The sequence below is a fragment of the Arthrobacter sp. MYb214 genome (assembly GCF_002979865.1).
Taxonomy (GTDB): domain Bacteria; phylum Actinomycetota; class Actinomycetes; order Actinomycetales; family Micrococcaceae; genus Glutamicibacter.
Genome location: NZ_PCPZ01000001.1, coordinates 428,717 through 453,585, shown reverse-complemented (window position 1 = coordinate 453,585; position 24,869 = coordinate 428,717). Strand labels below are relative to the sequence as shown.

Genomic DNA, 24,869 nt, shown 5'->3' with positions numbered 1-24,869 from the left:
AATTTCAAGATTCTCAGGAAAGGACACGGCGAATAACGTGAGCTCGCATTACGAGACCCTAGGCGTCGCCAAGGACGCGACCCCGCAGGAAATCAAGAGTGCCTACCGCAAGTTGGCGCGTAAGCTGCACCCGGATGTAAACCCTAGCGATGACGCTGCAGAACAGTTCAAGCTGGTCACCCGAGCCTACGAAGTCCTTTCCGACCAGACCAAGCGCTCCAACTACGACGCCACCGGCGATGAGAACGGCAACGGCCACCCGGGCTTCGGCGGTGGCGGCCAGGGCTTTGGCGGCTTCGGCGACATCTTCGAGCAGTTCTTCGGTGGCGGCCAGGCCCAGGGCCCGGCATCACGCACCGAGCCGGGCCGCGACGCGCTGATCACCATCACCATCGACCTGGAAGACGCGGTCAAGGGCACGGTCTACCCGCTGGAGATGGAAACCGCTGTCACCTGCAAGACGTGCAACGGTTCGTGCACGCGCGAAGGCACCAGCCCGGTCACCTGCGACATCTGCCATGGCGCAGGCCAGGTGCAGCGTCCAGTGCGTTCATTCCTGGGCCAGATGATGACCGTGGAAACCTGTGCGGCCTGCCGCGGTTTCGGCACCACCATCCCGGACCCCTGCCTGGAGTGCAACGGCGAAGGCCGGGTGCGCGAGCATGTGTCCAAGTCGCTGAACGTTCCTGCAGGTGTCGACTCCGGCACCCGCATCCAGCTGCGCGGACAGGGCGAAGCCGGCCCGGGCGGCGGGCCTAACGGCAACCTGTTCGTCGAGATCGACGTGCGCCGCCATAAGGTCTTCGAGCGCGCCGGCACCGACCTGCACGCCAAGATGAGCCTGCCAATGACCGCCGCCGCACTGGGTTGCGAGCTGAAGCTGGAAACCTTCGACGGCGGCCAGTCCATCAATGTGGAGCCAGGCGCCCAGGATGGCGACACCGTCACCCTGCCGGGCCTCGGTGTGCCGCGCCTGCGCGGAGGCAAGCGCGGGGACATCATCGTGCACCTGCAGGTGGAGACGCCGACCAAGCTCGACGCTGCCCAGCGCGATCTGCTCGAGCAACTGGCCAAGCTGCGTGGCGAAGAACTCTCGGCCGGCCGCGTGGAGCACAGCGGCGGCATGTTCTCCCGCCTGCGCGACAAGCTGAACCAGCGCTAGGCATGAGCAACCACAGCTTCGTCATCGACGCCCAGCAGGGCCGGGACGCAACGGTCGGGGACATTCTTGAACTGGATGGCTCCGAAGCGCACCACGCGGTCACCGTTAAACGGGTCTCCGCGGGCGAGCACCTGGACCTGCTGGATGGCAAGGGGCTGCGCCTGACTGTGGAGGTCATCGGCACCGCCAAGGACCTGCTGAGCGTGAAGGTCCTGCGCCGTGCCGAGGAAGCGGTCAGCGATCACCCGGTCACCCTGGTCCAGGCGCTGTCCAAGGGGGATCGCGACCTGCAAGCTGTCGAGTCCGGCGTGGAACTGGGCGTGCTGTCGGTACGCCCCTGGCAGGCCGACCGCTCGATCGTGCGCTGGAACGCGGCCAAGGTCGACAAGGCCATGGCCAAGTGGCGCGCCCAGGTGCGCTCGGCGCAGAAGCAGTCGCGCCGCGCCTATGAGCCGGAGGTGCTGGACCCGCTGGGTTCCAAGGAACTGGCCAAGGCCATCGCGGCCGATACCGCAAATGGCGCACTGGTTCTGGTTCTGCACGAGCAGGCCGCGGAATCGGTGGCCCGGCATGTGCAGTCGTGGCTCGCCGATGCGCGGGCCGGCCAGGAGATCATCATGATCGTCGGGCCAGAAGGAGGCATCTCCGAAACGGAGCTGCAGTCCTTCGTCGATGCCGGCGCCCAACCAGCCCTGCTGGGCCAGCATGTGCTGCGTGCCTCGACCGCGGGCCCCGCGGCCCTGGTCTTGATCCGCCATTTGATCGGCGAAATCTAGGTTCCAGAATTCCGGTTAGCAGGTGAATTGCTCCGCAGATCCCGGCAGGCATGTGCCTGCCGGGATCTGCGGAGCAATTTCGTCTCCGGCCGGCGCAACGGGTTCGAGCCGAGAAAAGGCCCCGGGACGGGGAACGCGAAGTCGCTGCGGGCCGGATACGCGAATGCGGCAGCCGATCGGATAAGGACGCTGTCCAAGGCAACGGCACTGGAAATCCTGCCAGCAGGCCAAGAATGCTCAGCCGCCACCAGTTCAGGAGCTGGCCCGGACAACGGGCGCCCAGGTTCATGTCCAGGACTTCCGGCGGGGGCTGCAGCGCTGGATGCTGCGTTACTCGACGCGGAAGTCGCTGGTGACCTTGCCGACCAGATGGTCCGATTCGGTCTCAACGCCCCAGAAAGTCAGGCGGTATGAGCCGGCACGCAGATCGGTGGTCAGGGTGAATGAACCGTCGGCATTGATCTGCCCGGGGTTGACCTGCTTCTGAGCGGTCATCACCGTGAGCTTGCCGTCGGCGTCCTTGCGCTGCAAGGAGTAGAAGGTGCCGATGTCGAACTGGGTGGTTCGGCCGTTAATCTTGATCGAGCCATCCGCCAAGGTCTTGTTGAACTGCGGATCGATGATCCAGATCGGTGCAATGAACGCCGCATCGCGCTCGTAGACATCCTTGAGCCGGAAACCGTCGAAAACTGTGGCATTTGCCTGGCCGTCAACCAGGATGCGGACCGTTGCGGGAAGCTCGCCCACGACCAGTCCAGCGCTGGCGGCAGCTGCCGTAGCGGTGAAGACCAATTGCTGGATGGCGCGCTCCGACAGGCCCTGGTCGAGATTGGCGCTGAAGACCTTGGCCGGCAGATCCAAGGTGATGACATTCGCATTATTGATTGAAACCCCGATTTCATCGGTGGGCTTCAAATGGGTATAGCGTTTCGGCTTCATCGGGTCGGATGAGAGCAGCGTCCAGATCGCATCGCCGATGGGTTCCTGATGGCGGGTGTCCTCGATGTACTCGCGGTACAGGAACACGCCGGTATCGGTGTTTTCCAGCCAGTAGATGGGCAGGCTAGCCGCGATGCCGACATCCTCGCCAGCGTCGGTGGCGTTCGGCAGGTTCAGCGATTCAGCCACGGCGGTCGATGGCATCTCATAGGAGCTCTCGCGATTCGTCAGACCGCATCCTGCGGCGACGACGAGAGCGGCAGTGATTCCCAAAACGCCGAATCGGCGTGGAATCTTCCGCAAGATCCTTGATTGCACTGCGTACCAATCCGTGGTGATTTTAGCTGTTGTGGCTCCTGGCCGTATTGGAACCGCTCTCAAGCTTGCCATATCAGAAGCGGCTAACTGCAAAAAAATGGCCCAACTTACTAATCCGTAACCAAATCTATATGTTCGCCACTTGCCCCGATTAGCATCATTCAAGACTACTTTCAGGTTCTACTGCTTACGCTGAGACCTGAATTTTCTCCGGATTGGCCTGCGACTCGATAGAATGGCAAGCAGGACAAATCACGATTACCACCAAGCTCGCAAAGGGGCGCCGCGCACTGCATGCAGGTTGAACAGAATAAGGCGACAGCGGAGAACGGATCCGCATCGCTCACCATCAGTTTCGATACAGCTGAGCTCATGATTGCCACCCTCGGTCCCAATGACGAGCTCTTGCGTATTCTCTCCGGCGCCTACCCGCAGGTGAGCTTCCGCCCCAACGGCCAATCCCTGGCTCTGGTAGGTGAACCGCAGCAAGTCCGCAAGGCCCAGCGCGTCACCGAAGAAGCCCGTTCGCTGGCCACTCGCGGCTCGCGCATGAGCGCCGAAACGATCGAGCAGATCATCAAGATGCTCAGCGCCGGCAATCCGGATGCACCCACCGACGTCCTGGGCCTGAAGATCCTCTCGGGGCGCGGACGTTCCATCCGCCCCAAGACCGTGAACCAGAAGAGCTATGTCGACGCCATAGAGGATTCGACAATTACTTTCGGCATTGGCCCAGCCGGTACCGGCAAGACCTTCCTGGCCATGGCCATGGCCGTCGCCGCCTTGCAGGACAAGCAGGTCAACCGCATCATCCTGACCCGGCCTGCCGTTGAGGCAGGGGAGAAGCTGGGCTTCCTGCCGGGCTCGTTGACCGAGAAGATCGACCCGTACCTGCGCCCGCTCTACGATGCCTTGCACGACATGATCAATCCGGAAACCATTCCGCAATTGCTCGAAGCCGGAACCATTGAGGTCGCTCCGCTGGCCTATATGCGTGGACGCACCCTCAATGACGCCTTCGTGATCCTGGATGAAGCGCAGAACACCACCAGTGAACAGATGAAGATGTTCCTGACCCGCCTGGGATTCGGTTCCAAGATGGTAGTGACGGGGGATGTCACCCAGGTGGATCTGCCCAACAATGCGACCTCCGGGTTGCGCATGGCCAGCGATGTCCTTGAAGGCATCGACGACATCAGCATCTGCCGACTCGACTCTTCGGATGTGGTTCGCCACCGTCTGATTGCCGACATCGTTACTGCTTACGACCGTTGGGATGACACCCGACGCAAAGACCACAACCGGGGACGCCGCAGCAAATGAGCATTGAAGTAAATAACGAAACCGAATACGACGTCGATCTCAAGGATGTCAACGCCTTGGCAGAATCGGTGATGCGGGCAATGTTCCTGCATCCGGAAACCGAAGTATCGATCGTTTTCATCGACGAGGATGCCATGAGCGCCCTGCACGTCGAGTGGATGGACCTCGAAGGCCCCACCGATGTGATGAGCTTCCCGATGGATGAGCTGCGCCCAGGAACTGCCGGTGCGCCGGGGGAGAGCGGCATCCTTGGCGACATCGTCATCTGCCCTGCCGTCGCCGAAGCGCAGGCCAAGGCCGGGGGCCACAGCACCCACGATGAAATCCTGTTGCTGACCACCCACGGCCTGCTGCACCTCATGGGTTTCGACCACATGGAGCCAGCAGAAAAGGAAGAGATGTTTGCGCTGCAGCGCCAGCTGCTAGAGAGCTACACCGGCCGCCCCGCGCCAAAGGAAACGGTGGAATAACCCCGTGGAAATAATTTTGCTGATTCTCGCCCTTGTTTTCATGGCCTTCTCGGCCGTGCTGACTGCCGCAGACTCAGCCTTCTACGCATTATCCCGGCACGCTGCTGAACGCCTGCGCGCCGAGTCCAATTCCAAATCGCTGTCCGCAATTCTGGATGAAACAGAAACCCACGCCCAGGCAGTGAAGTTCTGGCGGATCTGGTTCGAGACCGCTTCCGCTGTCGCTGTAGCCCTGCTCGTTTCGCAGTGGATCGAGAATGTGTGGCTGATCGGCATGATCTCCACTATTGCGATGGCCGCCTTGGGATTCGTCCTGGTCAGCGTGTCGCCACGTCGCTACGGGCGTTCCAACGCCCAGAACGTCGTGCAGTCCACCGCCACCCTGGTCCGCTTCCTGCGCCTGGTGCTCGGACCCATCACCACGTGGTTGGCATCCATCGCCAAGGCGCTGAGCCCCGGCGGCGTGGATGGCGACGGCTACCTGGGCAAGGAACGACTGCGTGATCTGGTGGATCGCGCCTCCGAAGGCGAGGACCTGGATGAGGAATCGGCCGAACTGATTTCCTCGGTGATCGACTTGGAGGAGACCAGCGTTCGTTCGGTGATGGTGCCGCGCACCGACATGGTGGTGCTGGATGCGGATCATTCCTTCCACAGCGCCATGGACCTGTTCATCGCCTCGGGCTTCTCCCGCATCCCGCTGATCGGCGAGGACACCGATGATATCCAGGGCATCATCTACCTCAAGGACCTGATCCGCGAGATCCACGGTCTGCAGCAGGCCCGGACCCTGGCCGAATTGGCGCGAAAGGTCCGCTTTGTTCCCGAATCGAAGTCGGCAGCAGAGCTGATGCAGGAACTGCAGCAGGAATCCATCCACCTGGCCATCGTCATCGACGAGTACGGCGGCACCGCGGGCCTGGTGACCCTGGAAGACCTGCTTGAGGAAATCGTTGGCGAAATCGATGACGAGTATGATCGTTCGAGGGCCGAATTGATCCAGAACCCTGACGGGTCGATTTTCGCCGTGGCGGCGGCATCCATTGACGATATTGCCGACCACTTCGACATGCACATCGAGGAAGAGGACGTCGACACCGTCGGCGGCCTGCTCTCCAAGGCCTTGGAATCGGTGCCGGTACTCGGTTCCACCGCTGAAGTGCACGGCCTGCGCCTGACCGTGGTAGCCCTCGCGGGCCGCCGCAACCGTATCGGCAAAATCCATGTAGAGCGTCTGGAAACAGATGCATCCGACCATATTGAGAACGACGAGGATTCCTCACATGAGTGAAAACCACAACCTGCTTGCATCCAGCGGATGGCCTGAGGGCTTCCGCTCCGGCTTCACCTCTTTCGTAGGCCGCCCGAATGCCGGCAAGTCCACCCTGACCAATGCGCTGGTGGGCCAGAAGGTGGCCATCACCTCGGCCAAGCCGCAGACTACCCGCCACACCATCCGCGGTATCGTGCACCGCGAGGATGCGCAGTTGATCCTGGTCGATACCCCGGGCCTGCACCGTCCGCGCACCTTGCTCGGCCAGCGCCTGAATGACCTGGTCGCCGACACCCTCTCCGAGGTGGACGCGATCGGCTTCTGCATCCCGGCCAATGAGAAGATCGGCCCGGGCGACCGCTACATCGCCACGCAGCTGGCTCAGCTGCAGCGCAAGCCGATCATCGCCCTGGTCACCAAGGCTGACCTGGTGGACCGCGAACAGCTCGCGCAGCAGCTGGTTGCGGTGGCCGAGATGGGCACCCAGAACTTCGGCGAGAACGGCTTCGCCGCAATCGTTCCGGTCTCGGCTGTCAAGGAATTCCAGGTCGAAGAGGTGGCCAACGTGCTGGCAGAGCACCTGCCAGTGGGCCCGCCGCTGTACCCGGACGGCGAGCTGACCGACGAGCCGGAAGCCAAGATGGTTTCCGAGCTGATTCGCGAAGCCGCCCTTGAAGGCGTGCGCGACGAACTGCCGCACTCGCTGGCCGTCGTCGTCGAAGAGATGGTTCCCCGCGAAGGACGCAGCGAAAGCAATCCGCTGATCGACATCCACGTCTCGCTCTTCGTTGAGCGCTCCAGCCAGAAGGCCATCATCATTGGCCGTGGCGGTTCGCGCCTGCGCGAGGTCGGCACCAACGCCCGCCAGGGCATCGAGAAGCTGCTGGGCACCAAGGTCTACCTGGACCTGCATGTGAAGGTTGCCAAGGATTGGCAGCGCGACCCGAAGCAGCTTGGACGCCTCGGCTTCTAGGCTGCGCACCTCAGCGCTGGAAAATGCGCTGTTCGTCCCTCAAGACCAGACCGGTTTTGGGGGACGAGCTGGTTAACCGGCTGCTTGGCCCGCACTCTGGATCTCCCGGGCCAGCCTTTCCGCGGGAGAAGCACCGGTACGCAGCCCATGGATTCCAGCGCCGATGCTGATCGCCTCCATCCATGGACCTCCCTGGTGCTTAGCTCCATGAGCCCCATTGTTCGCCTGCTTGGGCATCCTGTCCGCCGCCTTGCGCAAGGCGGACGTCCACTATGTGACACGCAAGTGACATAAGTTTCACTTGCCTCCAAAGCGCGGTGCTATGCTCATTTCGTGCATTTCGAGCTTCTACTACTACTTAGCCGCTGCGAGGATCCAAAGGACCGCTAGTGGTCTACAGGCCGACCCCTCGTCGCGGAGTAGCTCTTGTCTGGCCCCACAAACTAAGCACTAATTTTGTCTAGGGGACCCACAGAAATGCAGAACATGCAGAAATCTTCGAACATGCCAATCCACAAGTATGTTCCATTCCAGGATCAGATCGAGGTCAATCTGCCCGATCGCACCTGGCCCGACAAGTACATCACCAAGGCCCCGCGCTGGTGCGCGGTCGACCTGCGAGATGGCAACCAGGCGCTGATCGATCCGATGAGCCCGGAGCGCAAGCACAAGATGTTCGACCTGCTGGTCGAAATGGGCTTCAAGGAAATCGAGGTCGGCTTCCCGTCGGCTTCGCAGACCGACTTCGACTTTGTCCGCCAGCTGATCGAGCGCGGCATTCCCGATGACGTGACCATCCAGGTGCTCACTCAGTCCCGCGAGCACCTGATCGAGCGCACCTACGAAGCGCTGGAAGGCGCCAAGCAGGCCATTGTCCACCTGTACAACTCCACCTCGATCCTGCAGCGCGAAGTCGTCTTCCGCCAGGACGAAGACGGCATCGTGGACATCGCCGTCCAGGGCGCCCGGTTGTGCAAGAAGTACGAAGAGCAGCTGACCGGCACCAAGATCACCTACGAGTACTCGCCAGAGTCCTACACCGGGACCGAGCTGGCCTTCGCCAAGCGCATTTCCGAGGCCGTAGCCGAGGTGCTGGAAGCGACCCCGGAAAACAAGATGATCCTGAACCTGCCGGCCACGGTGGAAATGGCTACCCCGAACGTGTACGCCGACTCCATCGAGTGGATGCACCGCAACCTGGCCAACCGCGACTCGATCATCCTCTCGCTGCACCCGCACAACGACCGCGGCACCGGAGTGGCCGCGGCAGAACTGGGCTACCTGGCCGGCGCCGACCGCATCGAAGGCTGCCTGTTCGGCAACGGCGAACGCACCGGCAACGTCGACCTGGTGACCTTGGGCATGAACATGTTCGGCCAGGGCATCGACCCGCAGATCGATTTCTCGGACATGGACCACATCCGCCGCACCGTCGAGTACTGCAACCAGCTGCCAGTGGCTGAACGCAGCCCGTACGGCGGAGATCTGGTCTTCACCGCCTTCTCCGGTTCGCACCAGGACGCGATCAAGAAGGGCCTGGAAGCGATGGAAGCCAAGGCTTCGGCTGAAGGCAAGGACATCAACGACCTGGTCTGGGCTGTTCCGTACCTGCCGATCGACCCGAAGGACATCGGCCGTTCCTACGAGGCCGTGATCCGCGTGAACTCGCAGTCCGGCAAGGGCGGGGTTGCTTACCTGCTGAAGAACGACTACAACTTGGACCTGCCGCGCCGCGCGCAGATCGAGTTCTCCGGCGTCATCCAGCGCAAGACCGATACCGAGGGCGGCGAGATCTCCTCGCAGCGCATCTGGGACGTTTTCCAGGATGAGTACCTGCCGGTCAGCGAAGATTCGGGCATGAGTCCCTGGGGCTACTACCAGATTGCTTCGGCGACCGCGGCTTCGGCGGAGGACGGAAGCTTCCGCCTGGATACCAAGCTGATCATCGACGGCGTGGCCCATGAGCGCAGCGCCCAGGGCAACGGTCCGGTCTCCGCGCTGGTCAAGCTGCTCAACGATGATGGCGTGGATCTGCGCGTGCTGGACTACTCCGAGCACGCCATGAGCGAAGGCGGCAACGCCCGCGCAGCCGCATTCGTCGAATGCGCCGTGGGCGATCGCATCCTGTGGGGCATTGGCCTGGACACCAATACCAACATTGCAGCACTGAAGGCCGTAGTTTCGGCCGTCAACCGCGCGATCCGCGACAGCAAGTAGGTCTGCGGCACCACCTTGTTGCCAGCTCAACGCCACGGCCAGCCTCACCACGCTGGCCGTGGCGTTTTGCCTTCCATATACTGCCAGGGCGGCTGGCAAGCAAGCGCCGACGAGGAAAGGGAAGAGCTTTGCCCCGTTTCATGGATGAAATCCGCGCGGTCATTGCGGGCGATCCGGCAGCACAAGGACTATTGGCCACGGCAACTACTTCAACGGGCTTGCACGCGATCTGGATGCATCGGGTTACTCACCAGCTGTGGCAGCGCAAGACAACCAGGGGTCTGTCGAAAATCATCAGGCTCATTGCCCGATCATTGACGCAAATCGACATCCATCCCTCTGCTGTTTTTGGCAGTCCCGTTCTCATCGATCACGGCACTGGTGTCGTTATCGGGCCTAATACGGTAATTGGATCCAGAACTTTGATTTACCAGGGGGCCACTATCGCGGCAGCCGGGTCTGCCGGTCCAGCTACAACCGTCATCGGCAGCGACTGCATGATTGGATCCGGTGCCACGGTATTGCGTGGCGTGCAAGTAGGTAGCCGGTGCAATATAGGAGCGAATGCCGTGGTCGCTACTGACCTGCCTGATAACTGCGTCGCTGTCGGTGTTCCCGCTCAATTCAAGTCGAGAGACACCTTGAACCCCTTTTCCTCGGGCCCGGTAGATGCCGGGTTGCTCCTGCAGCTACCGCGCCCAGGGACGAATCGACACCCATAGGAATCGTTGGATTCAGAACTTTGGGAGTTGAAGTGGGAGAATATTGTCCGTGTCCAGATCAGGTTTCGCTTCCAAGAGCTACCACACCCGTGGTTTGGTCTTGCGTACCCACAAGCTGGGAGAAGCCGATCGCATCATCACCCTGCTGACACCCAATGGGATTGTCCGTGCGGTGGCTAAGGGCGTACGCCGGACGTCGTCGCGGATGGGCGCCACGCTGGAACCGTTCATGGAAGTCGACGCGCTTCTGGTGATGGGCCGCAATCTCGATATCGTCTCGCAGGCACAGCTTCGAAATCCATACGGCCAATTGCTGGTCATGGATTACCCGAGCTACACGGTGGCCAACGCCATGTCGGAGATCGCTGAAAAACTGCTGGAAACAGAAAGCGATTCAGCCCTCCAGCAGTATCAGCTCTTCCACGGTGCGATCGCCCTGTTATCCAAGCAGCGAGTCGATTCCGGAGCCGTGCTGGACTCCTACATCTTGCGGGCCCTCTCGGTTGCTGGTTGGGCGCCGTCCTTTACCGACTGCGTGCGCTGCGGCAAGCCTGGCCCGCATCAAGCGCTCCACGTCCAGCTTGGCGGGGTCGTCTGCCCAGAATGCCGCCCCTCTGGATCGTTATCGCCGCATCCCGTCACCATTGAATATCTGCAGGCGCTGCTGGAAGGGGACTGGTCCACCGTGGCAGAAGCAGGACCTCGAGCGCGCAAGCAAGCAGCAGATATCGTGGCCAACTACTTGCAGTGGCACCTTGAGCGTGCCGTGAATTCCCTACGTCTTGTGGAGAGAAATTGAAGAAGCTTCCTAAGATCACCGGCCGCCGAGGCCCAGTTGCTCCTTATGCGCATCCGGATCATCCGCAGATGCCCGCCATTCCGCAGGAACTCATCCCTGAACACGTAGCTATCGTCATGGATGGCAATGGACGTTGGGCGAACCAGCGGGGATTGCCTCGTACCGAGGGGCACCGTGCAGGCGAAGCAGCTTTGCTTGATGTGGTGGCCGGAGCCGTGGAGCTGGGCGTCAAGTACGTCTCTGTCTACGCGTTCTCAACCGAGAACTGGAAGCGCAGCCCTGAGGAAGTGCGCTTCCTGATGGGCTTCTCACGTGATGTTCTGCGCCGCCAACGCGATACGTTGAACTCATGGGGCGTCCGCATACGCTGGTCGGGTCGAGAACCCAAGCTCTGGAAATCGGTTATCAATGAACTCAAGGAAGCCGAAGAAATCACCAAAGACAACTTGGGTTGCCAGCTGACCATGTGCGTGAACTACGGCGGGCGCGCAGAACTAGGCGACGCTGTCAGCGCGATTGCCCAGGATGTTGCAGCCGGCAGGCTTCGCGCTAGCTCGGTTGGTGAAAAGACTATCGCCAAATACCTGCATGCTCCGGAACTGCCTGATGTGGATCTTTTCCTCCGAACCAGTGGCGAGCAACGCACAAGCAACTTCCTGCTGTGGCAGTCGGCATACGCAGAGATGGTCTTCCTCGACCAGCTTTGGCCGGATGTCGACCGGCGAACGCTGTTTACCGCCGTAGAAGAATATGCCAAACGCGATCGCCGTTACGGCGGAGCTATCGACAAGCCACAGGCCTAGGACGTTTTCAGCGCTGTTCCCACCAATCGCAACCAGAGGCTTAGGTCTCGATATGCTGCGGATCTGGCGGGCTCAGCGGAGGTGAACACATCGTGCATTGCGCCCGGAATTTCGGACAAAGTAACGAAACTGCCTAGTTTCAACGCCCGCAGGCGCGTTTGCTGAACGTCGAGTACCGAATCACAGTGCTGCATGTCAGGGGAGTAGCTCGTGCCGATATGGGTGCGATCCGAGGTGAGGACGAAGATCGGCTGTTGAAGTTTCAGCCCCTTCGCAACTAGGGCATGGCCATCGAATATCGTTTTCAGCCATCCCGCGGTGTTCGGAAAAGCGATCCGTGGTCGCCATAGCCGATGAACGTCCCACTGGCCATGGCTATCAGTACTCAGCGATTGCCAGTAATGATCGAATTCTGGTCCGTTGAGCTTCCTGCGCGGATTCGTGCGAGTGATCGCTTCCATTAGGCCGTGAAAAGGAATGCGCAGGAAGGCCGTTCCCTGAAACTCAAGCCATGGAGCATTCAGGACAAGAGCTTTAATGCCCGGCGCTTGGCGCGCAAGCCACAAGCTGAGGATCAAGCCGCCCGTCGAGTGCCCTTGGGCAACCACCGGTAATTGAGGATGCTCATTACGCAGCAGTTCCAAGCTCGCATTGAGCTCCTCATCGAAGTCCGCCAAGTCATCGACATAACCAGGCAAAGCATGTTCGGCTCTCAGACTGCGTCCATGCCTGCGTAGATCAAGTGCGTAGAAGTGGTATCCATGGTGATGCCAGAAAGCTGCCAGTTCGCGGTTGTAAAAATAATCGCTCCAGCCATGCACGCTCAGAACAATTCCCTGGGCTCGTCGTCCGAGCCGATTCCTGAATCCAGCCGGGCAATAGCGGACCAAGGTCGCGACGGCCGGTCCTTCCGCATCGACGCCGAAATCCAAGGTTTGGTGCTCAAAATCAGGCCCGAGGGGATCTTCGACCCATTGCCCCGGCCTAGTTGAAGACATAAAGTCTGGCCAACTGCTGCTTTCTGGAACAACGAAGTGCTTCATATCTTGAATACTACCCATCTCAAGTTGTCTGTTTCGGGTTCTTCACGGGAAAATGGTTCCATGCGCATATACCCACTGGTCTTCAAGCACGTGTTCACCAAGATGGATCCTGAACAGGCTCACCATTTTGCATTCAACGCGATCAAGATTGCGCAACGCGCAGGGCTCACTAAGGCAGCTCGCAAGTTCTTCGCTCCGGCACCCAAGCTGAAGCGCACCGTTATGGGCATCGACTTCCCATCCCCATTCGGATTGGCTGCTGGCTTCGACAAGGGCGCCACCGGAATCCTGGCGTTGAGCGATATCGGTTTCGGCCATGTTGAAATCGGAACCGTCACCGGACAGGCCCAGTCCGGCAACCCGCAACCGCGGCTCTTCCGCTTGGTTGAGGACCGCGCGGTAATCAACCGGATGGGCTTCAACAACGAAGGCGCCGAAACTGTCGCTGCCCGTGTCGCCAGTTCTCGCCAAGAGCTCAAGACTGGTTACGCTGGAACCCGCCCGGTCATCGGCGTGAATATCGGCAAGACCAAGGTTGTAGAGCTGGAAGACGCGGTAGGGGATTACCTGGCGTCCACCCGCCAGCTGGCGATCCACGCAGATTACCTGGTCGTCAATGTTTCGAGCCCCAACACCCCGGGTCTGCGCCTGCTCCAGAGCGTTGACTCTCTTCGTCCGCTGCTTTCGGAAGTCGGCCAGTTGGCTGACAAGGTTGCCGGCCGCCATATTCCCTTGCTGGTCAAGATTGCTCCCGATCTTAGCGATGAGGATGTCGCTGACGTTGCACGCTTGGCCATGGAACTTGAACTCGACGGCATTATTGCCACCAATACGACCATCGGTCGCGAGAACTTGACCAGCGATGCGTCCAAGGTTGAAGAGATTGGCGCCGGCGGGCTATCTGGCGCTCCGCTCAAGCAGCGATCGCTTGAAGTTCTTCGCCAGTTGCGTGCACTTGTTCCGGCCGAGATGGCTCTGATCGCCGTCGGCGGCGTGGAAAATGCCGCGGATGTGAAGGAACGCCTGGACGCAGGCGCGGACCTGGTACAGGGTTACACCGCATTCCTCTACGAGGGTCCGTTCTGGGCACGTTCGATCAATAAGGACCTGGAGCACATGCTCTAGTTCTTTGGAGTGGAATTTCCCAAATGCTCCGGAATGGCTCCGATTCTCGAAGAATCGGAGCCATTCCGCGTTAACCGGGCCCATCTTCTGCGTACGTCCTGCCTGCAACAGCTTTGAACGCAACTTGGATCAGGAGACTAGGCAAGGGCAGCCGCGCTAGGGGAGAAGGTGGCAATAACGGTTGCCGACCGGGATGAATCCTTGTATCGGAGCCAACAAGGCCGCATGCTGCGAGCACGGACAGGATTGGCAGAAATGCGTCGCGGCAACGATATTCCTATCGCAGAATTTGCATCACCTTGTAGTTGGCTCCACAAATTTTGAACATTGTTATTCAACCAAGCAATTAACTAGAAAGGGGCAAGCTCAGCGAGCTTGCCCCTTTGCGGTCTAGCGGTATCGACTAGTCGATATTTGCGCCGCGCTTGACCTGTGGCTTTGGCAGGCGCAATTTGCGGAACTGCATTCCACGCATTGCCGCGTACATGCGTACGCCCTTTTCCATGTGGCCGAACTTGGCGACCAGGCGCTTCTTCAAGAGGATGGTCGTCACAATTGCTTCGATGATGATCAGTGCGATAACAACCCAGAGGGCTGCCTGCACAAACATCTGGATCTGCAGGTTGCGCTGGAACACCAGCGAGACAACCAAGAAGGCCAGGATGATGAACATCATGAACTCGCCGAACATCCAGCGAGAGTCAATGAAGTTACGGGTGTAGCGCTTCTGCTCACCCTTGTCGCGTGGCATCAGGTAGCGTTCATCGCCAGTTTCGTTGGCTAAGCGCAAACGATTCTGCGCTTCAACACGCTGTTGACGCTGGGCTTCCTTAGCGGCCTTGCGATCGGTAGGAACCAACGGGCGCTGACGGTTCGCCTGCTGCGCATTGCGCTTGGGCGTTGGACCAGTCTTGCGGCCGTCGGTTGTTTCCGGGGCCTGCTGGGCAGACTCCACATTTACGGGGGATTGAGGTTCATCCTTCTTACGTCCAAACACCCCTCTATTCTAGCCGGAAATAGTTAGCGGCGTGACATTCGATACGCGAGGAATTGCTAGGCTGAAGGCATGACCGAAAATACTACCTTCGACGCTGTTGCAAGCGGCGTCGATATTGCCGCGCTAAAAAGCCACATCGACACGAACTTCGAGAAGATCCTCGAAGAGCTCACTTCCCTGGTCGCGATCCCGAGCATCGCATGGGAATCCTTCGACCCGCAGAACCTGGAAAAATCGGCTGCGGCAGTGGCCGAATTGGCCAAGTCGGCCGGGATGGAGACCGTGGAAATCCTGCGCGAGCCTGCGCAGAACGGCGCTATGGGCGCGCCTGCCGTGGTAGCCCAGCGCAAGGCGGCACCCGGAAAGCCAACCGTGCTCCTGTACGCACACCACGACGTCCAGCCTCCTGGCAACGAGGCGGACTGGAACACCCCGGTATTCGAAGCCACGAAAGTAGGGGACCGGCTGTTCGGCCGCGGTGCCGCTGACGACAAGGCCGGCATCATGGTCCACATCGCGGCGATGCGCGCCGTGCTGGACCTCATTGGCGATTTCGGCGTCGGCGTAACCTACTTCTTCGAGGGGGAGGAAGAAGCAGGATCCCCATCATTCCGCAACTTCCTCGAAGCCCATCAGGACAAGTTGGCAGCAGATGTGATCGTAGTTGCCGACTCGTCCAACTGGTCGGTTGGAACCCCAGCACTGACCAGCTCGCTGCGCGGCATGTGCGCAGCGGAGATCACCGTTCGCTCGTTGAACCATGCAGTTCACTCGGGCATGTTTGGCGGACCAGTTCTCGATGGCCCGATTCTCGCCGCCAAGTTGATCTCCAGCTTCCACAACGAAGACGGTTCTGTTGCCGTTGCCGGCCTGGTTGCCAACGACATCGCTGAAGTCGACTTCGACGAAGCCGAATTCCGCAGGGACTCCGGCGTTCTGGAATCCTTCCAGCTTGCCGGCACCGGCAAGATCACCGACCGCTTGTGGAATAAACCAGCACTGAGCGTGATTGGAATGGATATCCCGAGTGTCGACCACTCGTCGAATACCTTGCTGCCGGCAACGCGTTTCAAGGTATCGATGCGCCTGGCCCCAGGGCAGAATCCTGCAGATGCGCTCAAGGCCCTTGAGGCACACGTCAAAAGCGTTGACCTTCGCGGTGCCGAGGTTGAATTTGTCGTCACCGAAGCAGGCAACGCCTACAAGGCGAACCTGGACGCTTCGGCAAATGACACTGCGCGCTGGGCGCTTGAACAAGCTTGGGGCGTTGTACCAGTGAATATGGGCCTGGGTGGATCAATTCCATTCATCGCAGATTTGCTGGAAGTTTTCCCGAAGGCGCAGATCCTGGTGACCGGTGTCGAGGATCCCGATTCGCGTGCGCACTCGGCCAACGAGTCGCTGCATCTAGGCGACTTCCAGCACGCAATTGAGGCTGAAGCCCTCATGCTGGCGAGGATCAACGCCAAGGGACTATGAACCGTGTCATACGGAGAGACGCAGGGGAAGAATTCTTCAGCGTAGCGACGTAGGATAGAAGCAAGAACAGAGGTGCCGGTTCCAGTAACAAATCTGGAGCTTGGTGCCGCATCGAGCAGTATGGGAGGAAAATCATGACTGCATCTGTTGACCAGACCAAGGGCGATCCAACTGAGGTGCCAACCCATGAGGTAGAGATTTCCGACGTGGCGGCGGACAAGGTTCGCTCGCTTCTGGAACAGGAAGGCCGGGATGATCTTCGTCTCCGCATCGCCGTGCAGCCAGGTGGCTGCTCGGGCCTTATCTACCAGCTTTACTTCGATGAGCGCATGCTCGACGGCGACGCGGTACGCAACTTCGATGGCGTTGAGGTCATCGTTGACAAGATGAGCGTCCCGTACCTCGCTGGCGCGTCCATTGATTTCGAGGACACCATCTCGAAGCAGGGCTTCACCATCGACAACCCGGCCGCATCGGGTTCCTGCGCCTGTGGAGATTCCTTCCACTAGGCCGTAGGGAACAAACGCCGCTGTTCAAACGTTGAAGAAATTTCTCGTTAGCACAGCGGCGTTTTTCGGCATTCTGACCCCAAAGAGGGTAAGCTCTACATTAAGTAGTAAAACTATGTTTCCCTTCGTGAGCCACCTCACCGTGCAACTCGTTTAAACCACGAGGTGACTTATGAAGACCACATTCTGCACCAACAAAGAGGAAGGGCCGTCTGTGAGTTCGCAAGACCGAACCGGCAGTCGCGGGTCCGCTAAAGCCAAAGTACTGGCTTTAGTCGGCACTGGCGCATTGCTGTTGACGGGATGTACAGCGGAGGCAAAACGCGGTTGGCTCCCAAACGTGGAGCGCGACACCACCAACCACACCGGGGCAATCCAGGATTTCTGGGTTAACTCGTGGATCGCTGTTATTGTCGTCGGCGTATTGACCTGGGGATTGATGCTCTGGTGCGTCATCGCCTACCGCCGCCGCAAGAACGATACGGGTTACCCGCGTCAGCTGAGCTACAACCTGCCATTGGAGATCTTCTACACGGCCATTCCTTTGGTCCTTGTTCTAGTCTTCTTTAGCTTCAACAACACCCTGGAAAAGCAGATCAACGCCCCTGTTGATTCTGAGGTCGTAGTCGACGTCCGAGCCAAGCAATGGTCGTGGGACTTCAACTACAGCTACCAGGGCACCGAGAAGTATTACGCCGGCGAACAGGCTCACCTGAACACCGATGGCTCGGAAGGCGTTCGCGAAGAACTGCCAACCTTGTACCTGCCAGCGGGCAAGTCGGTAACCCTTGAGCTGAATAGCCGCGATGTCATCCACTCCTTCTGGGTACCAGCCTTCTTGCAGAAGCTGGACATGATCCCAGGCAAGACCAACTACATCTACCTGACTCCACAGGTTGAAGGCAGCTACGACGGAAAGTGCGCCGAGCTTTGCGGCGAGTACCACTCCGAGATGCTCTTCAACGTCGAGGTTGTCAATGAGTCCGAGTTCAAGGCTCAGCTGGCAAAGATGGAAGATGGACACATTGGTGAAGAGTACGACCGTAAGCCAGATGTTGTTAACGGCGTCGTAGTAGAGCACGGGGAAGGAGAGTAATCATGACAACGTTTGAATATGCAACTGACGACGTGAAGTCGATTGCTCCAGCCGTAGTGCCGAAGTCCAAGGGTCGTCTGTTCGTCGACTACATTACTTCGACCGACCACAAGAAGATCGGGTACATGTACCTGATCAGCTCGTTCATCCTGTTCTGTGTCGGTGGCGTTATGGCGCTGCTGATTCGTGCAGAGCTGTTCGAACCAGGCATGCAGATCCTGCAGACCAAGGAACAGTACAACCAGCTGTTCACCATGCACGGCACTGTCATGCTCTTGATGTTCGCAACCCCGCTGTTCGCAGGTTTCGCCAACGTCATGATGCCCCTGCAGATCGGTTCCCCGGATGTGGCCTTCCCACGTCTGAATGCATTGGCTTTCTGGTTCTTCTCGCTGGGCTCGCTGATCGCTCTGGCCGGCTACCTCACCCCCCAGGGTGCAGCTAGCTTCGGTTGGTTCGCTTACGCTCCGCTGTCGAACACCACCTTCTCGCCAGGAATCGGCGGAGACCTCTGGGTCTTCGGCCTTGCACTGTCGGGCTTCGGTACCATCCTTGGCGCCGTCAACTTCATCACCACGATCATCTGCCTGCGTGCACCTGGCATGACCATGTGGCGCATGTCGATCTTCTCGTGGAACACCTTGATCACCTCGTTGCTGGTCCTGATGGCTTTCCCGCCACTGGCAGCTGCGCTGTTCGCACTGGGTGCAGACCGCCGCTTCGGTGCCCACATCTTCGACCCAGAGAATGGCGGTGCCGTACTATGGCAGCACCTGTTCTGGTTCTTCGGGCACCCTGAGGTCTACATCATTGCTTTGCCGTTCTTCGGCATCGTCTCCGAGATCTTCCCAGTGTTCTCCCGCAAGCCGATCTTCGGCTACAAGGGCCTGGTCTTCGCGACCATCTCGATTGCTGCACTGTCGGTTTCCGTGTGGGCACACCACATGTACGTCACTGGCTCGGTAATGCTGCCGTTCTTCGGCTTCATGACCATGCTGATCGCAGTTCCAACCGGTGTGAAGTTCTTCAACTGGATCGGAACCCTGTGGCGCGGCTCGATCACCTTCGAAACCCCAATGCTCTGGAGCATGGGCTTCATGATCACCTTCCTGTTCGGCGGTCTGACCGGTATTATCCTGTCGGCTCCGTCGCTGGACTTCCACGTATCGGATACCTACTTCGTTGTGGCTCACTTCCACTACGTAGTCTTCGGTACCGTTGTGTTCGCGATGTTCGCTGGCTTCTACTTCTGGTGGCCGAAGTGGACCGGCAAGATGCTCAACGAGCGTCTTGGCAAGATTCACTTCTGGTTGCTGTTCATCGGCTTCCACGGCACCTTCCTGATCCAGCACTGGCTGGGCGTTATGGGCATGCCACGTCGCTACGCCGACTACATGCCTGAAGATGGCTTCACCACCATGAACCAGGTTTCGACCGTCTTCGCATTCATTCTGGGTGCGTCGATGATTCCATTCTTCTGGAACGTGTGGGTAACCCACCGAAACGCCAAGAAGGTCGAAGTAGATGATCCATGGGGCTTCGGCGCATCGCTGGAATGGGCAACTTCTTGCCCTCCACCACGCCACAACTTCCACTCGATCCCTCGCATCCGTTCCGAGCGTCCGGCACTGGATCTGCACCACCCGGAACTGAGTGGACGGGTAACCCCCGAAACTCCGGTTGCGAAGATCTTCGGCTCGGCTGACCAGAAGGACGTGTAACGATGAAAGTTGAATCCTGGATTTTCCTGGGTGGCGTCTTCTTCTTCACCCCAGTAGCGATTGTCTACGGTTACATGACCAACTGGAGCGAATGGGTCGGATTCCTGGCATTGCTGATGCTGGTCGCATTGTCCGCGATGGTAGGTGGCTACTTGCTATTCACCGCTAAGCGCGTTGGCAACAGGCCCGAGGACCGCGTGGATGGCGAAATCCACGAGAACGCCGGCGATATCGGAATGTTCTCCCCATGGAGCTGGTGGCCACTGGTCCTGGCTTCGGCTGCAGCGATTGGCTTCCTTGGCCTCGCTGTGGGCTGGTGGGTCTTCTTCATCGGCGCCGGTTTGGCCGTCGTTGGCGTGACCGGCTGGGTTTACGAATACAGCCGTGGCGATCACGCTCACTAGGCAGTAACCCTAACGGGACGACAAGCAATTTTGCTTGTCGTCCCGTTAGTCTTTTAATAGGGGTTCCTCGATGGCGATAGGCCGTCAGGATATTTGGATCAAGGAGAAGCAGCATGCGCCACGCACCGCAGCCACATGTCCAGGCGCACCTTGATCCGGCCAGCCGGCAAAGCAAATACCGGCAAATCCGAGAGATTCTCAAGACCCATGCGCGCGAGGCCTGCAAACCCGGCTACAAGCTTCCGCCCGAACGCGTGCTGGCAGAGCACTTCGGCGTGGCCCGCAAGACCATCCGCCAAGCCATCGATGCCTTGGTGGATGAACAAGTGCTCAAACGCGTAGTGGGAATCGGCACGTTCGTCGTGCCCGAAAAATTGGACCTTCGTGTCCGCCTGCATTCCTACTCCGAAGATATGATGCGCCGCGGCATGGTTCCCGATGCCCATGTACTCGAATTCGCGGAGATCAAAGCCAGCGCCACCTTGGCTTCGCAGCTGATGGTGGAGGAGGGTACTGCCGTAGTCCAGTTCAAGCGCCTGCTGCTGGCCGATGGCACCCCCATGAGCCTGGACGAGAACTATATGCCTGCCGATCTCGTGCCTGGCTTTGTGGATGGCGAGCCGCCGTCAAAGCTCTATCAGGCATTGCACGAGCGCTATGGCATCTTGCTCGAATGGGGTGAGGACCAGGTGGAAAGTACTGCGGCGAGCAAGCGGCAAGCCGTGCTCCTGGGCGTAGAACCAGGCTTCCCGCTCCTGCAGATCACCCGGTATGCCTACATCGGCGATCGGCTAGCCGACTACTCGGTTTCGCTCTACCGCTCAGACCGCTACAAGCTCTTCGTGCCGTTGCAGCGAGTGGGCACACGCACGCCTCGCTACACCGATACTTTCTAGGCCTGGCCTGGCCAGGCGGCCGGCTGCTTCGATTTCAACGGGCAAGTACCAGGCAAACCCGTCAACCATGCCCAAGGATGCCATATCTGCCGTTCAAAATGGTTCCGGGCATCAACTACTGAATAAGCACTCCCGCAGCCTGGTCCGCCGGTTTGGAGCTATAGCAGGAGCAAGCAGGTTTCCCGCACACGGAAGAAGATCGCGGCGCAAGCTCAAAGCCGCTTCAAGGCAGCAGGACATGGAATGTCGACGGAAGTTGAAAAGTGGACACTCCAGCCGCCCTGTCCAGTGGGAAACCAGCCACACTGGTGCGATAGGCCGTAGCGAAGATCCAATATATCCCTAGATCACACAGTCTTGTTTGCAGCGTGATTCTGCCATCCGGTCGATGCGTCCAGAGTTATTCCGTCATCCAATTCAAACGATTCTGAAGCAGGACTGGAGGTCATGGTGCCTGCCGGGCATTCTTTCTGGCAGGGGAGCAGCCTTTGGAAGAGCGCTCTGGATATCGGCTCGGCCATGCCGAGCGCCAAAACGGGAGTCTGAACTGCTGCATTCGAAGTCTTGGCGAACGTGATTGCGGAACTGAGCTCGTCCCCAGTCTGGAGGGCCTTCGCTGGAAAGACGAATGCACTGAGCAGCTCTCCGCTCCGGTTCGGCCCGGGACGACACCGGGCAGCTGCGCCAGTCGCAACTGGCATTGGCGTGCAGCATTCGATTCCAGCCGATCCAGAATGGCTGCACTGCAGGCCGGCAGTAGCACTCAGCCCCGAACGGCATTTCTGACTGAAGTGCCAAACAGGATGGCCAATTCTTCTCCGCACTGGGGAGCGCAGCTCGATACGCGGCTAGGGGAGCAGGAACGGACTTTCCACCCTGAGCACCCGGCAGTGCCAGATGGCGTTCTAAGCTACTGGAATTTCGATGGGCGTCCACCATGCGTCTTCGGAGCGCTCACCGGCGCTAGGCTCACTGGGAGCCCTGGGAAAGCCGGGTTAACGAAAGGAGGGACACACCGCAAGGTGTGTCCCTCCTTTTGTGACTAACTCAGGTCGCTATTACTTGGCGATCGAGTCCTGCGTGTCACCCTCAACCTCATGGTGGCCGTGGGCTGCATGAGCAGCTTCCAGCTCCGATGGGGTTACCGGGGCGACGCGATCTTCGAAGAAGAACTTCGAGATTGCTGCACGACGCTTCTCCGAACCGGAGACGTGTCCTGCTGCGTCAGGCTGAGCCGGGATGTACTGGCGATCAACGTAGTTGGTCAGCAGGTAACGCTTGTAGACGTCAACTTCCTCGTGCTTCTCCGAGAAGCCGCCCTCAGGCGACATCTGGATGATGCCAGCTTCGCGGCCGTGCAGGACGATCTCGCGATCCTTGCGCTGCAGCGACAGGCAGATACGGCGAGTCAACCAGAAGGCGAAGATTGGGCCCAGGAAGAACAGCGTACGCAGCCAGTAGGTGACATCGTTCAGCGACACGTGGAAGTGGGTCGCGATCAAGTCCGAGGAAGCAGCAGCCCACATGACGCAGTAGAAGACTACGCCGGCAGCGCCCACTGCGGTTCGGAATGGAGCGTTGCGTGGACGGTCGAGCAGGTGGTGCTCGCGGTTGTCCTTGGTGATCCAGCGTTCGATCCACGGCCATGCGAACATCACTGCGAACAGTGCGCCTGCAGGAACCAGTGCTGGCAGCAGTACCGACATCACCAGGGTGTTATCGCCCCATGGGAATGGAATGATCCATTCGAAGCTGAAGTTGCCCAGGTAACCTGGCATCAAGCGCAGCGCGCCATCGACGAAACCGATGTACCAGTCCGGCTGGGTACCAGCCGAAACAGGAGATGGGTCATATGGACCGTAGTTCCATACCGGGTTGATCTGGAACAGGCCAGCAATGAATGCCACGATGCCGAAGACGATGAAGAAGAATCCACCGGCCTTGGCTGCGTATACCGGACCAACAGGGAAGCCAACAACGTTGTCGTTGGTGCGGCCTGGGCCAGGGTACTGGGTGTGCTTGTGGGTCACGACCATGAACAGGTGCACAACGATCAGCAAGATGATGACCGCAGGAACAATCATGATGTGCAACGAGTACAGTCGCGGAATCACGGTATCGCCAGGGAACTCGCCGCCGAAGAAGAACATCGACAGGTAGGTGCCGACGATCGGCAGTGCCTTCATGACGCCATCGATAATGCGCAGGCCGTTACCGGACAGCAGATCATCTGGCAGGGAGTAGCCGGTGAAGCCGGCAGCAAGACCCATGATCAGCAGCACGCCGCCGACAACCCAGTTCAGTTCACGTGGGCGACGGAATGCGCCGGTGAAGAATACGCGCAGCATGTGCACGGACAGGGAAGCGACGAACAGCAGTGCCGACCAGTGGTGTACCTGTCGCATGAACAGGCCGCCGCGCACGTCGAAGGAGATATCCATGGTCGAGGCCATAGCCGTCGACATGCCGATACCCTTCATCGGTACGTACGAGCCGTCGTAGACGACGTGAGCCATGGACGGATCGAAGAAGAAGGTCAGGAAGGTGCCCGAGAGCAGCAGCAGTACGAAGGTGTACATTGCCACTTCGCCGAACATGAACGACCAGTGGTCCGGGAAGATCTTGCGACCGAATTCCTTGACCATGCCCGAAGCGCCGACGCGGGAATCCACGAAGTTGGCGATGCGACCGGTAGCGGTCGATGCCTGGTATTCGTTAGTCGTCGTCATGATTAACCACGCTCCCAGTAGGACGGGCCAACTGGTTCGTGGAAGTCACTCTGAGCTACCAGGTAGCCCTCGGAGTCCACGGTAATTGGCAGCTGTGGCAGTGCGTGGCCAGCTGGGCCGAAGATGACCTTGCATTCCTGCGTCAGGTCGAAGGTCGACTGGTGGCAAGGGCACAGCAAGTGGTGGGTGTGCTGCTCGTACAGAGCAATCGGGCAACCCACGTGGGTGCAAATCTTGGAGTATGCGACGATGCCGTCGACGTTCCAGGTTTCGCGTCCCTCGGAGATCTGCATTTCTGCTGGATCCATGCGCATCAGCAGAACGACGGCCTTGGCCTTTTCGTTCAGCGGGTGCTCGGTCTCGTTGAGGCCTTCTGGGATCACGTGGAATGCGGAACCGATCTGCACATCCGAAGCCTTGATCGGGGTACCAGATGGGTCGCGGGTCAGACGGATGCCCTTGTCCCACATGGTGTGGCGCAGGGAATCGATCATCTCGTTCGCGGTGTTACCGGTGCGATCCAGGTCGCGGAACATGAAGATTGCTGGGATTGGCGCCAAGGCGATGGCACCGATCAGGGTATTGCGGATCAGCGGACGACGCTTGATGCCGGACTCTTCGAGCACGGTATCGATGATTTCGACGGCATCCTGGCGATCTTCTTCCGAGCGGATCTCGTGGCGCATTTCCATGAGCTCGTGATCCGGCATCAGGGTCTTGGCCCAGTGAACAATACCCACACCGATACCGAGCATCGCGAAAGCGGTGCCCAGTCCCAGTGCAGCGTTCTGCACACGCAGTTCAGCGAAGGTCATCTCGCCCAGGTGGCCCAGGACGAAGTAGGCCACGAAGAAGAAGAGCGTGCCGATGATGGAGATGGTAAATAGGAGCGCTACTTGACGCTCATGTCGCTTGGCTGCGCGCGGATCGCGGTCTGCGAGACGCGGACGATGGGGTGGTAAGCCCGGATCTGGGAATCGATCCTGAGCTACATCGTCAGCCTTAGCAACGGTGCCCGAGTTTTCGGGACTGCCGTGACTATGGTCGCCCATGTTTCTCTCTCATCCTTCTGTTAGGAATTTATGTACGTAGTGA

Annotated in this window: 22 protein-coding genes; 17 read left to right on the top strand and 5 right to left on the bottom strand. The window is 59.4% G+C overall.

The features are described 5' to 3' along the window. The first annotated feature begins 37 nt into the window (after positions 1-37). Together dnaJ and CQ012_RS01985 are read left to right on the top strand one after the other, a co-directional pair. Positions 38-1,162 carry a molecular chaperone DnaJ gene (gene dnaJ, locus CQ012_RS01990; protein WP_105661286.1) on the top strand — a complete coding sequence of 375 codons (1,125 nt, stop codon included), beginning with the start codon at positions 38-40 and terminating at the stop codon, positions 1,160-1,162. 2 nt (positions 1,163-1,164) lie between these two features. After that, positions 1,165-1,938: a 16S rRNA (uracil(1498)-N(3))-methyltransferase gene (locus tag CQ012_RS01985; RefSeq protein WP_105661285.1), complete on the top strand. Its 774-nt coding sequence runs from the start codon at positions 1,165-1,167 to the stop codon at positions 1,936-1,938. Between the two features lie 330 nt (positions 1,939-2,268). On the opposite strand, the gene CQ012_RS01980 is transcribed toward CQ012_RS01985, so the two are convergent. Continuing rightward, on the bottom strand, positions 2,269-3,180 hold the full coding sequence (locus tag CQ012_RS01980) for a GerMN domain-containing protein (RefSeq protein ID WP_181148995.1): 912 nt from the start codon (positions 3,178-3,180) through the stop codon (positions 2,269-2,271). 309 nt (positions 3,181-3,489) lie between these two features. Between CQ012_RS01980 and CQ012_RS01975 the strand changes: the two genes are divergently transcribed. The 8 genes from CQ012_RS01975 (at position 3,490) to CQ012_RS01940 (ending at position 11,775) form a co-directional block, all read left to right on the top strand. Continuing rightward, positions 3,490-4,518: a PhoH family protein gene (locus CQ012_RS01975; RefSeq protein ID WP_105658334.1), complete on the top strand. Its 1,029-nt coding sequence runs from the start codon at positions 3,490-3,492 to the stop codon at positions 4,516-4,518. Next, the gene (gene ybeY / locus CQ012_RS01970; protein WP_105658335.1) at positions 4,515-4,988 is read left to right on the top strand and encodes an rRNA maturation RNase YbeY; all 474 of its coding nucleotides are present in this window, start codon (positions 4,515-4,517) and stop codon (positions 4,986-4,988) included. Before CQ012_RS01975 ends, ybeY begins: the two co-directional genes overlap by 4 nt. A gap of 4 nt (positions 4,989-4,992) precedes the next feature. Continuing rightward, complete coding sequence (locus CQ012_RS01965) at positions 4,993-6,279, top strand: hemolysin family protein (RefSeq protein WP_105658336.1); 1,287 nt, start codon at positions 4,993-4,995, stop codon at positions 6,277-6,279. Further along, positions 6,272-7,234, top strand: a complete 963-nt coding sequence (era, locus tag CQ012_RS01960) for a GTPase Era (RefSeq protein ID WP_105658337.1) — start codon at positions 6,272-6,274, stop codon at positions 7,232-7,234. The genes CQ012_RS01965 and era overlap by 8 nt, the downstream gene beginning before the upstream one ends. A 477-nt stretch (positions 7,235-7,711) precedes the next feature. Continuing rightward, on the top strand, positions 7,712-9,451 hold the full coding sequence (gene leuA, locus CQ012_RS01955; RefSeq protein WP_105661283.1) for a 2-isopropylmalate synthase: 1,740 nt from the start codon (positions 7,712-7,714) through the stop codon (positions 9,449-9,451). Continuing rightward, entirely contained in the window at positions 9,337-10,173 is an 837-nt protein-coding gene (locus CQ012_RS17970) for a serine O-acetyltransferase (RefSeq protein ID WP_105661282.1), read from the top strand. Before leuA ends, CQ012_RS17970 begins: the two co-directional genes overlap by 115 nt. 49 nt (positions 10,174-10,222) lie before the next feature. Then, entirely contained in the window at positions 10,223-10,972 is a 750-nt protein-coding gene (gene recO, locus CQ012_RS01945) for a DNA repair protein RecO (protein ID WP_105661281.1), read from the top strand. Beyond that, a complete protein-coding gene (locus tag CQ012_RS01940; protein WP_105661280.1) occupies positions 10,969-11,775 on the top strand; it encodes an isoprenyl transferase in 807 nt (268 codons plus the stop codon). The genes recO and CQ012_RS01940 overlap by 4 nt, the downstream gene beginning before the upstream one ends. Here CQ012_RS01940 and CQ012_RS01935 read toward each other — a convergent pair. Then, a complete protein-coding gene (locus CQ012_RS01935) occupies positions 11,772-12,836 on the bottom strand; it encodes an alpha/beta hydrolase (RefSeq protein WP_105661279.1) in 1,065 nt (354 codons plus the stop codon). The genes CQ012_RS01940 and CQ012_RS01935 overlap by 4 nt on opposite strands. 42 nt (positions 12,837-12,878) lie before the next feature. On the opposite strand from CQ012_RS01935, the gene CQ012_RS01930 reads away from it, so the two are divergent. Then, positions 12,879-13,943, top strand: coding sequence for a quinone-dependent dihydroorotate dehydrogenase (locus CQ012_RS01930; RefSeq protein ID WP_105661278.1), 1,065 nt, complete (start codon positions 12,879-12,881; stop codon positions 13,941-13,943). 403 nt (positions 13,944-14,346) lie between these two features. Here the strand turns inward: CQ012_RS01930 and CQ012_RS01925 are convergent, their stop codons facing one another. Further along, a complete protein-coding gene (locus CQ012_RS01925) occupies positions 14,347-14,940 on the bottom strand; it encodes a DUF3043 domain-containing protein (RefSeq protein ID WP_105658342.1) in 594 nt (197 codons plus the stop codon). 69 nt (positions 14,941-15,009) lie between these two features. Between CQ012_RS01925 and CQ012_RS01920 the strand changes: the two genes are divergently transcribed. The 6 genes from CQ012_RS01920 (at position 15,010) to CQ012_RS01895 (ending at position 21,045) form a co-directional block, all read left to right on the top strand. Beyond that, a complete protein-coding gene (locus tag CQ012_RS01920) occupies positions 15,010-16,419 on the top strand; it encodes a dipeptidase (RefSeq protein ID WP_105661277.1) in 1,410 nt (469 codons plus the stop codon). 134 nt (positions 16,420-16,553) lie between these two features. Continuing rightward, positions 16,554-16,928, top strand: a complete 375-nt coding sequence (locus CQ012_RS01915) for a HesB/IscA family protein (protein ID WP_105658344.1) — start codon at positions 16,554-16,556, stop codon at positions 16,926-16,928. Between the two features lie 214 nt (positions 16,929-17,142). After that, complete coding sequence (gene ctaC, locus CQ012_RS01910; protein WP_105658345.1) at positions 17,143-18,024, top strand: aa3-type cytochrome oxidase subunit II; 882 nt, start codon at positions 17,143-17,145, stop codon at positions 18,022-18,024. Between the two features lie 2 nt (positions 18,025-18,026). After that, a complete protein-coding gene (gene ctaD, locus CQ012_RS01905) occupies positions 18,027-19,745 on the top strand; it encodes an aa3-type cytochrome oxidase subunit I (protein ID WP_105658346.1) in 1,719 nt (572 codons plus the stop codon). Between the two features lie 2 nt (positions 19,746-19,747). Continuing rightward, complete coding sequence (locus CQ012_RS01900; RefSeq protein ID WP_105658347.1) at positions 19,748-20,149, top strand: cytochrome c oxidase subunit 4; 402 nt, start codon at positions 19,748-19,750, stop codon at positions 20,147-20,149. A gap of 113 nt (positions 20,150-20,262) precedes the next feature. Further along, positions 20,263-21,045, top strand: coding sequence for a GntR family transcriptional regulator (locus tag CQ012_RS01895; protein ID WP_105658348.1), 783 nt, complete (start codon positions 20,263-20,265; stop codon positions 21,043-21,045). Between the two features lie 1,058 nt (positions 21,046-22,103). Here the strand turns inward: CQ012_RS01895 and qcrB are convergent. After that, positions 22,104-23,774, bottom strand: coding sequence for a cytochrome bc1 complex cytochrome b subunit (gene qcrB, locus CQ012_RS01885; protein ID WP_105658350.1), 1,671 nt, complete (start codon positions 23,772-23,774; stop codon positions 22,104-22,106). Between the two features lie 2 nt (positions 23,775-23,776). Further along, positions 23,777-24,826 (bottom strand): cytochrome bc1 complex Rieske iron-sulfur subunit, encoded by a 1,050-nt coding sequence (gene qcrA, locus CQ012_RS01880; RefSeq protein ID WP_105658351.1) that lies wholly within the window; start codon positions 24,824-24,826, stop codon positions 23,777-23,779. Positions 24,827-24,869: the final 43 nt, after the last annotated feature.

Coding starts and splice junctions, on each gene's coding strand:
- CQ012_RS01985 (WP_105661285.1), top strand. CDS start 1,165: ATGAGCAACCACAGCTTCGTCATCGACGCCCAGCAGGGCCGGGACGCA.
- CQ012_RS01975 (WP_105658334.1), top strand. CDS start 3,490: ATGCAGGTTGAACAGAATAAGGCGACAGCGGAGAACGGATCCGCATCG.
- ybeY (WP_105658335.1), top strand. CDS start 4,515: ATGAGCATTGAAGTAAATAACGAAACCGAATACGACGTCGATCTCAAG.
- era (WP_105658337.1), top strand. CDS start 6,272: ATGAGTGAAAACCACAACCTGCTTGCATCCAGCGGATGGCCTGAGGGC.
- leuA (WP_105661283.1), top strand. CDS start 7,712: ATGCAGAACATGCAGAAATCTTCGAACATGCCAATCCACAAGTATGTT.
- CQ012_RS17970 (WP_105661282.1), top strand. CDS start 9,337: ATGCGCCGTGGGCGATCGCATCCTGTGGGGCATTGGCCTGGACACCAA.
- CQ012_RS01935 (WP_105661279.1), bottom strand. CDS start 12,836: ATGGGTAGTATTCAAGATATGAAGCACTTCGTTGTTCCAGAAAGCAGC.
- CQ012_RS01930 (WP_105661278.1), top strand. CDS start 12,879: ATGCGCATATACCCACTGGTCTTCAAGCACGTGTTCACCAAGATGGAT.
- CQ012_RS01920 (WP_105661277.1), top strand. CDS start 15,010: ATGACCGAAAATACTACCTTCGACGCTGTTGCAAGCGGCGTCGATATT.
- CQ012_RS01915 (WP_105658344.1), top strand. CDS start 16,554: ATGACTGCATCTGTTGACCAGACCAAGGGCGATCCAACTGAGGTGCCA.
- ctaD (WP_105658346.1), top strand. CDS start 18,027: ATGACAACGTTTGAATATGCAACTGACGACGTGAAGTCGATTGCTCCA.
- CQ012_RS01900 (WP_105658347.1), top strand. CDS start 19,748: ATGAAAGTTGAATCCTGGATTTTCCTGGGTGGCGTCTTCTTCTTCACC.
- CQ012_RS01895 (WP_105658348.1), top strand. CDS start 20,263: ATGCGCCACGCACCGCAGCCACATGTCCAGGCGCACCTTGATCCGGCC.
- qcrB (WP_105658350.1), bottom strand. CDS start 23,774: ATGACGACGACTAACGAATACCAGGCATCGACCGCTACCGGTCGCATC.
- qcrA (WP_105658351.1), bottom strand. CDS start 24,826: ATGGGCGACCATAGTCACGGCAGTCCCGAAAACTCGGGCACCGTTGCT.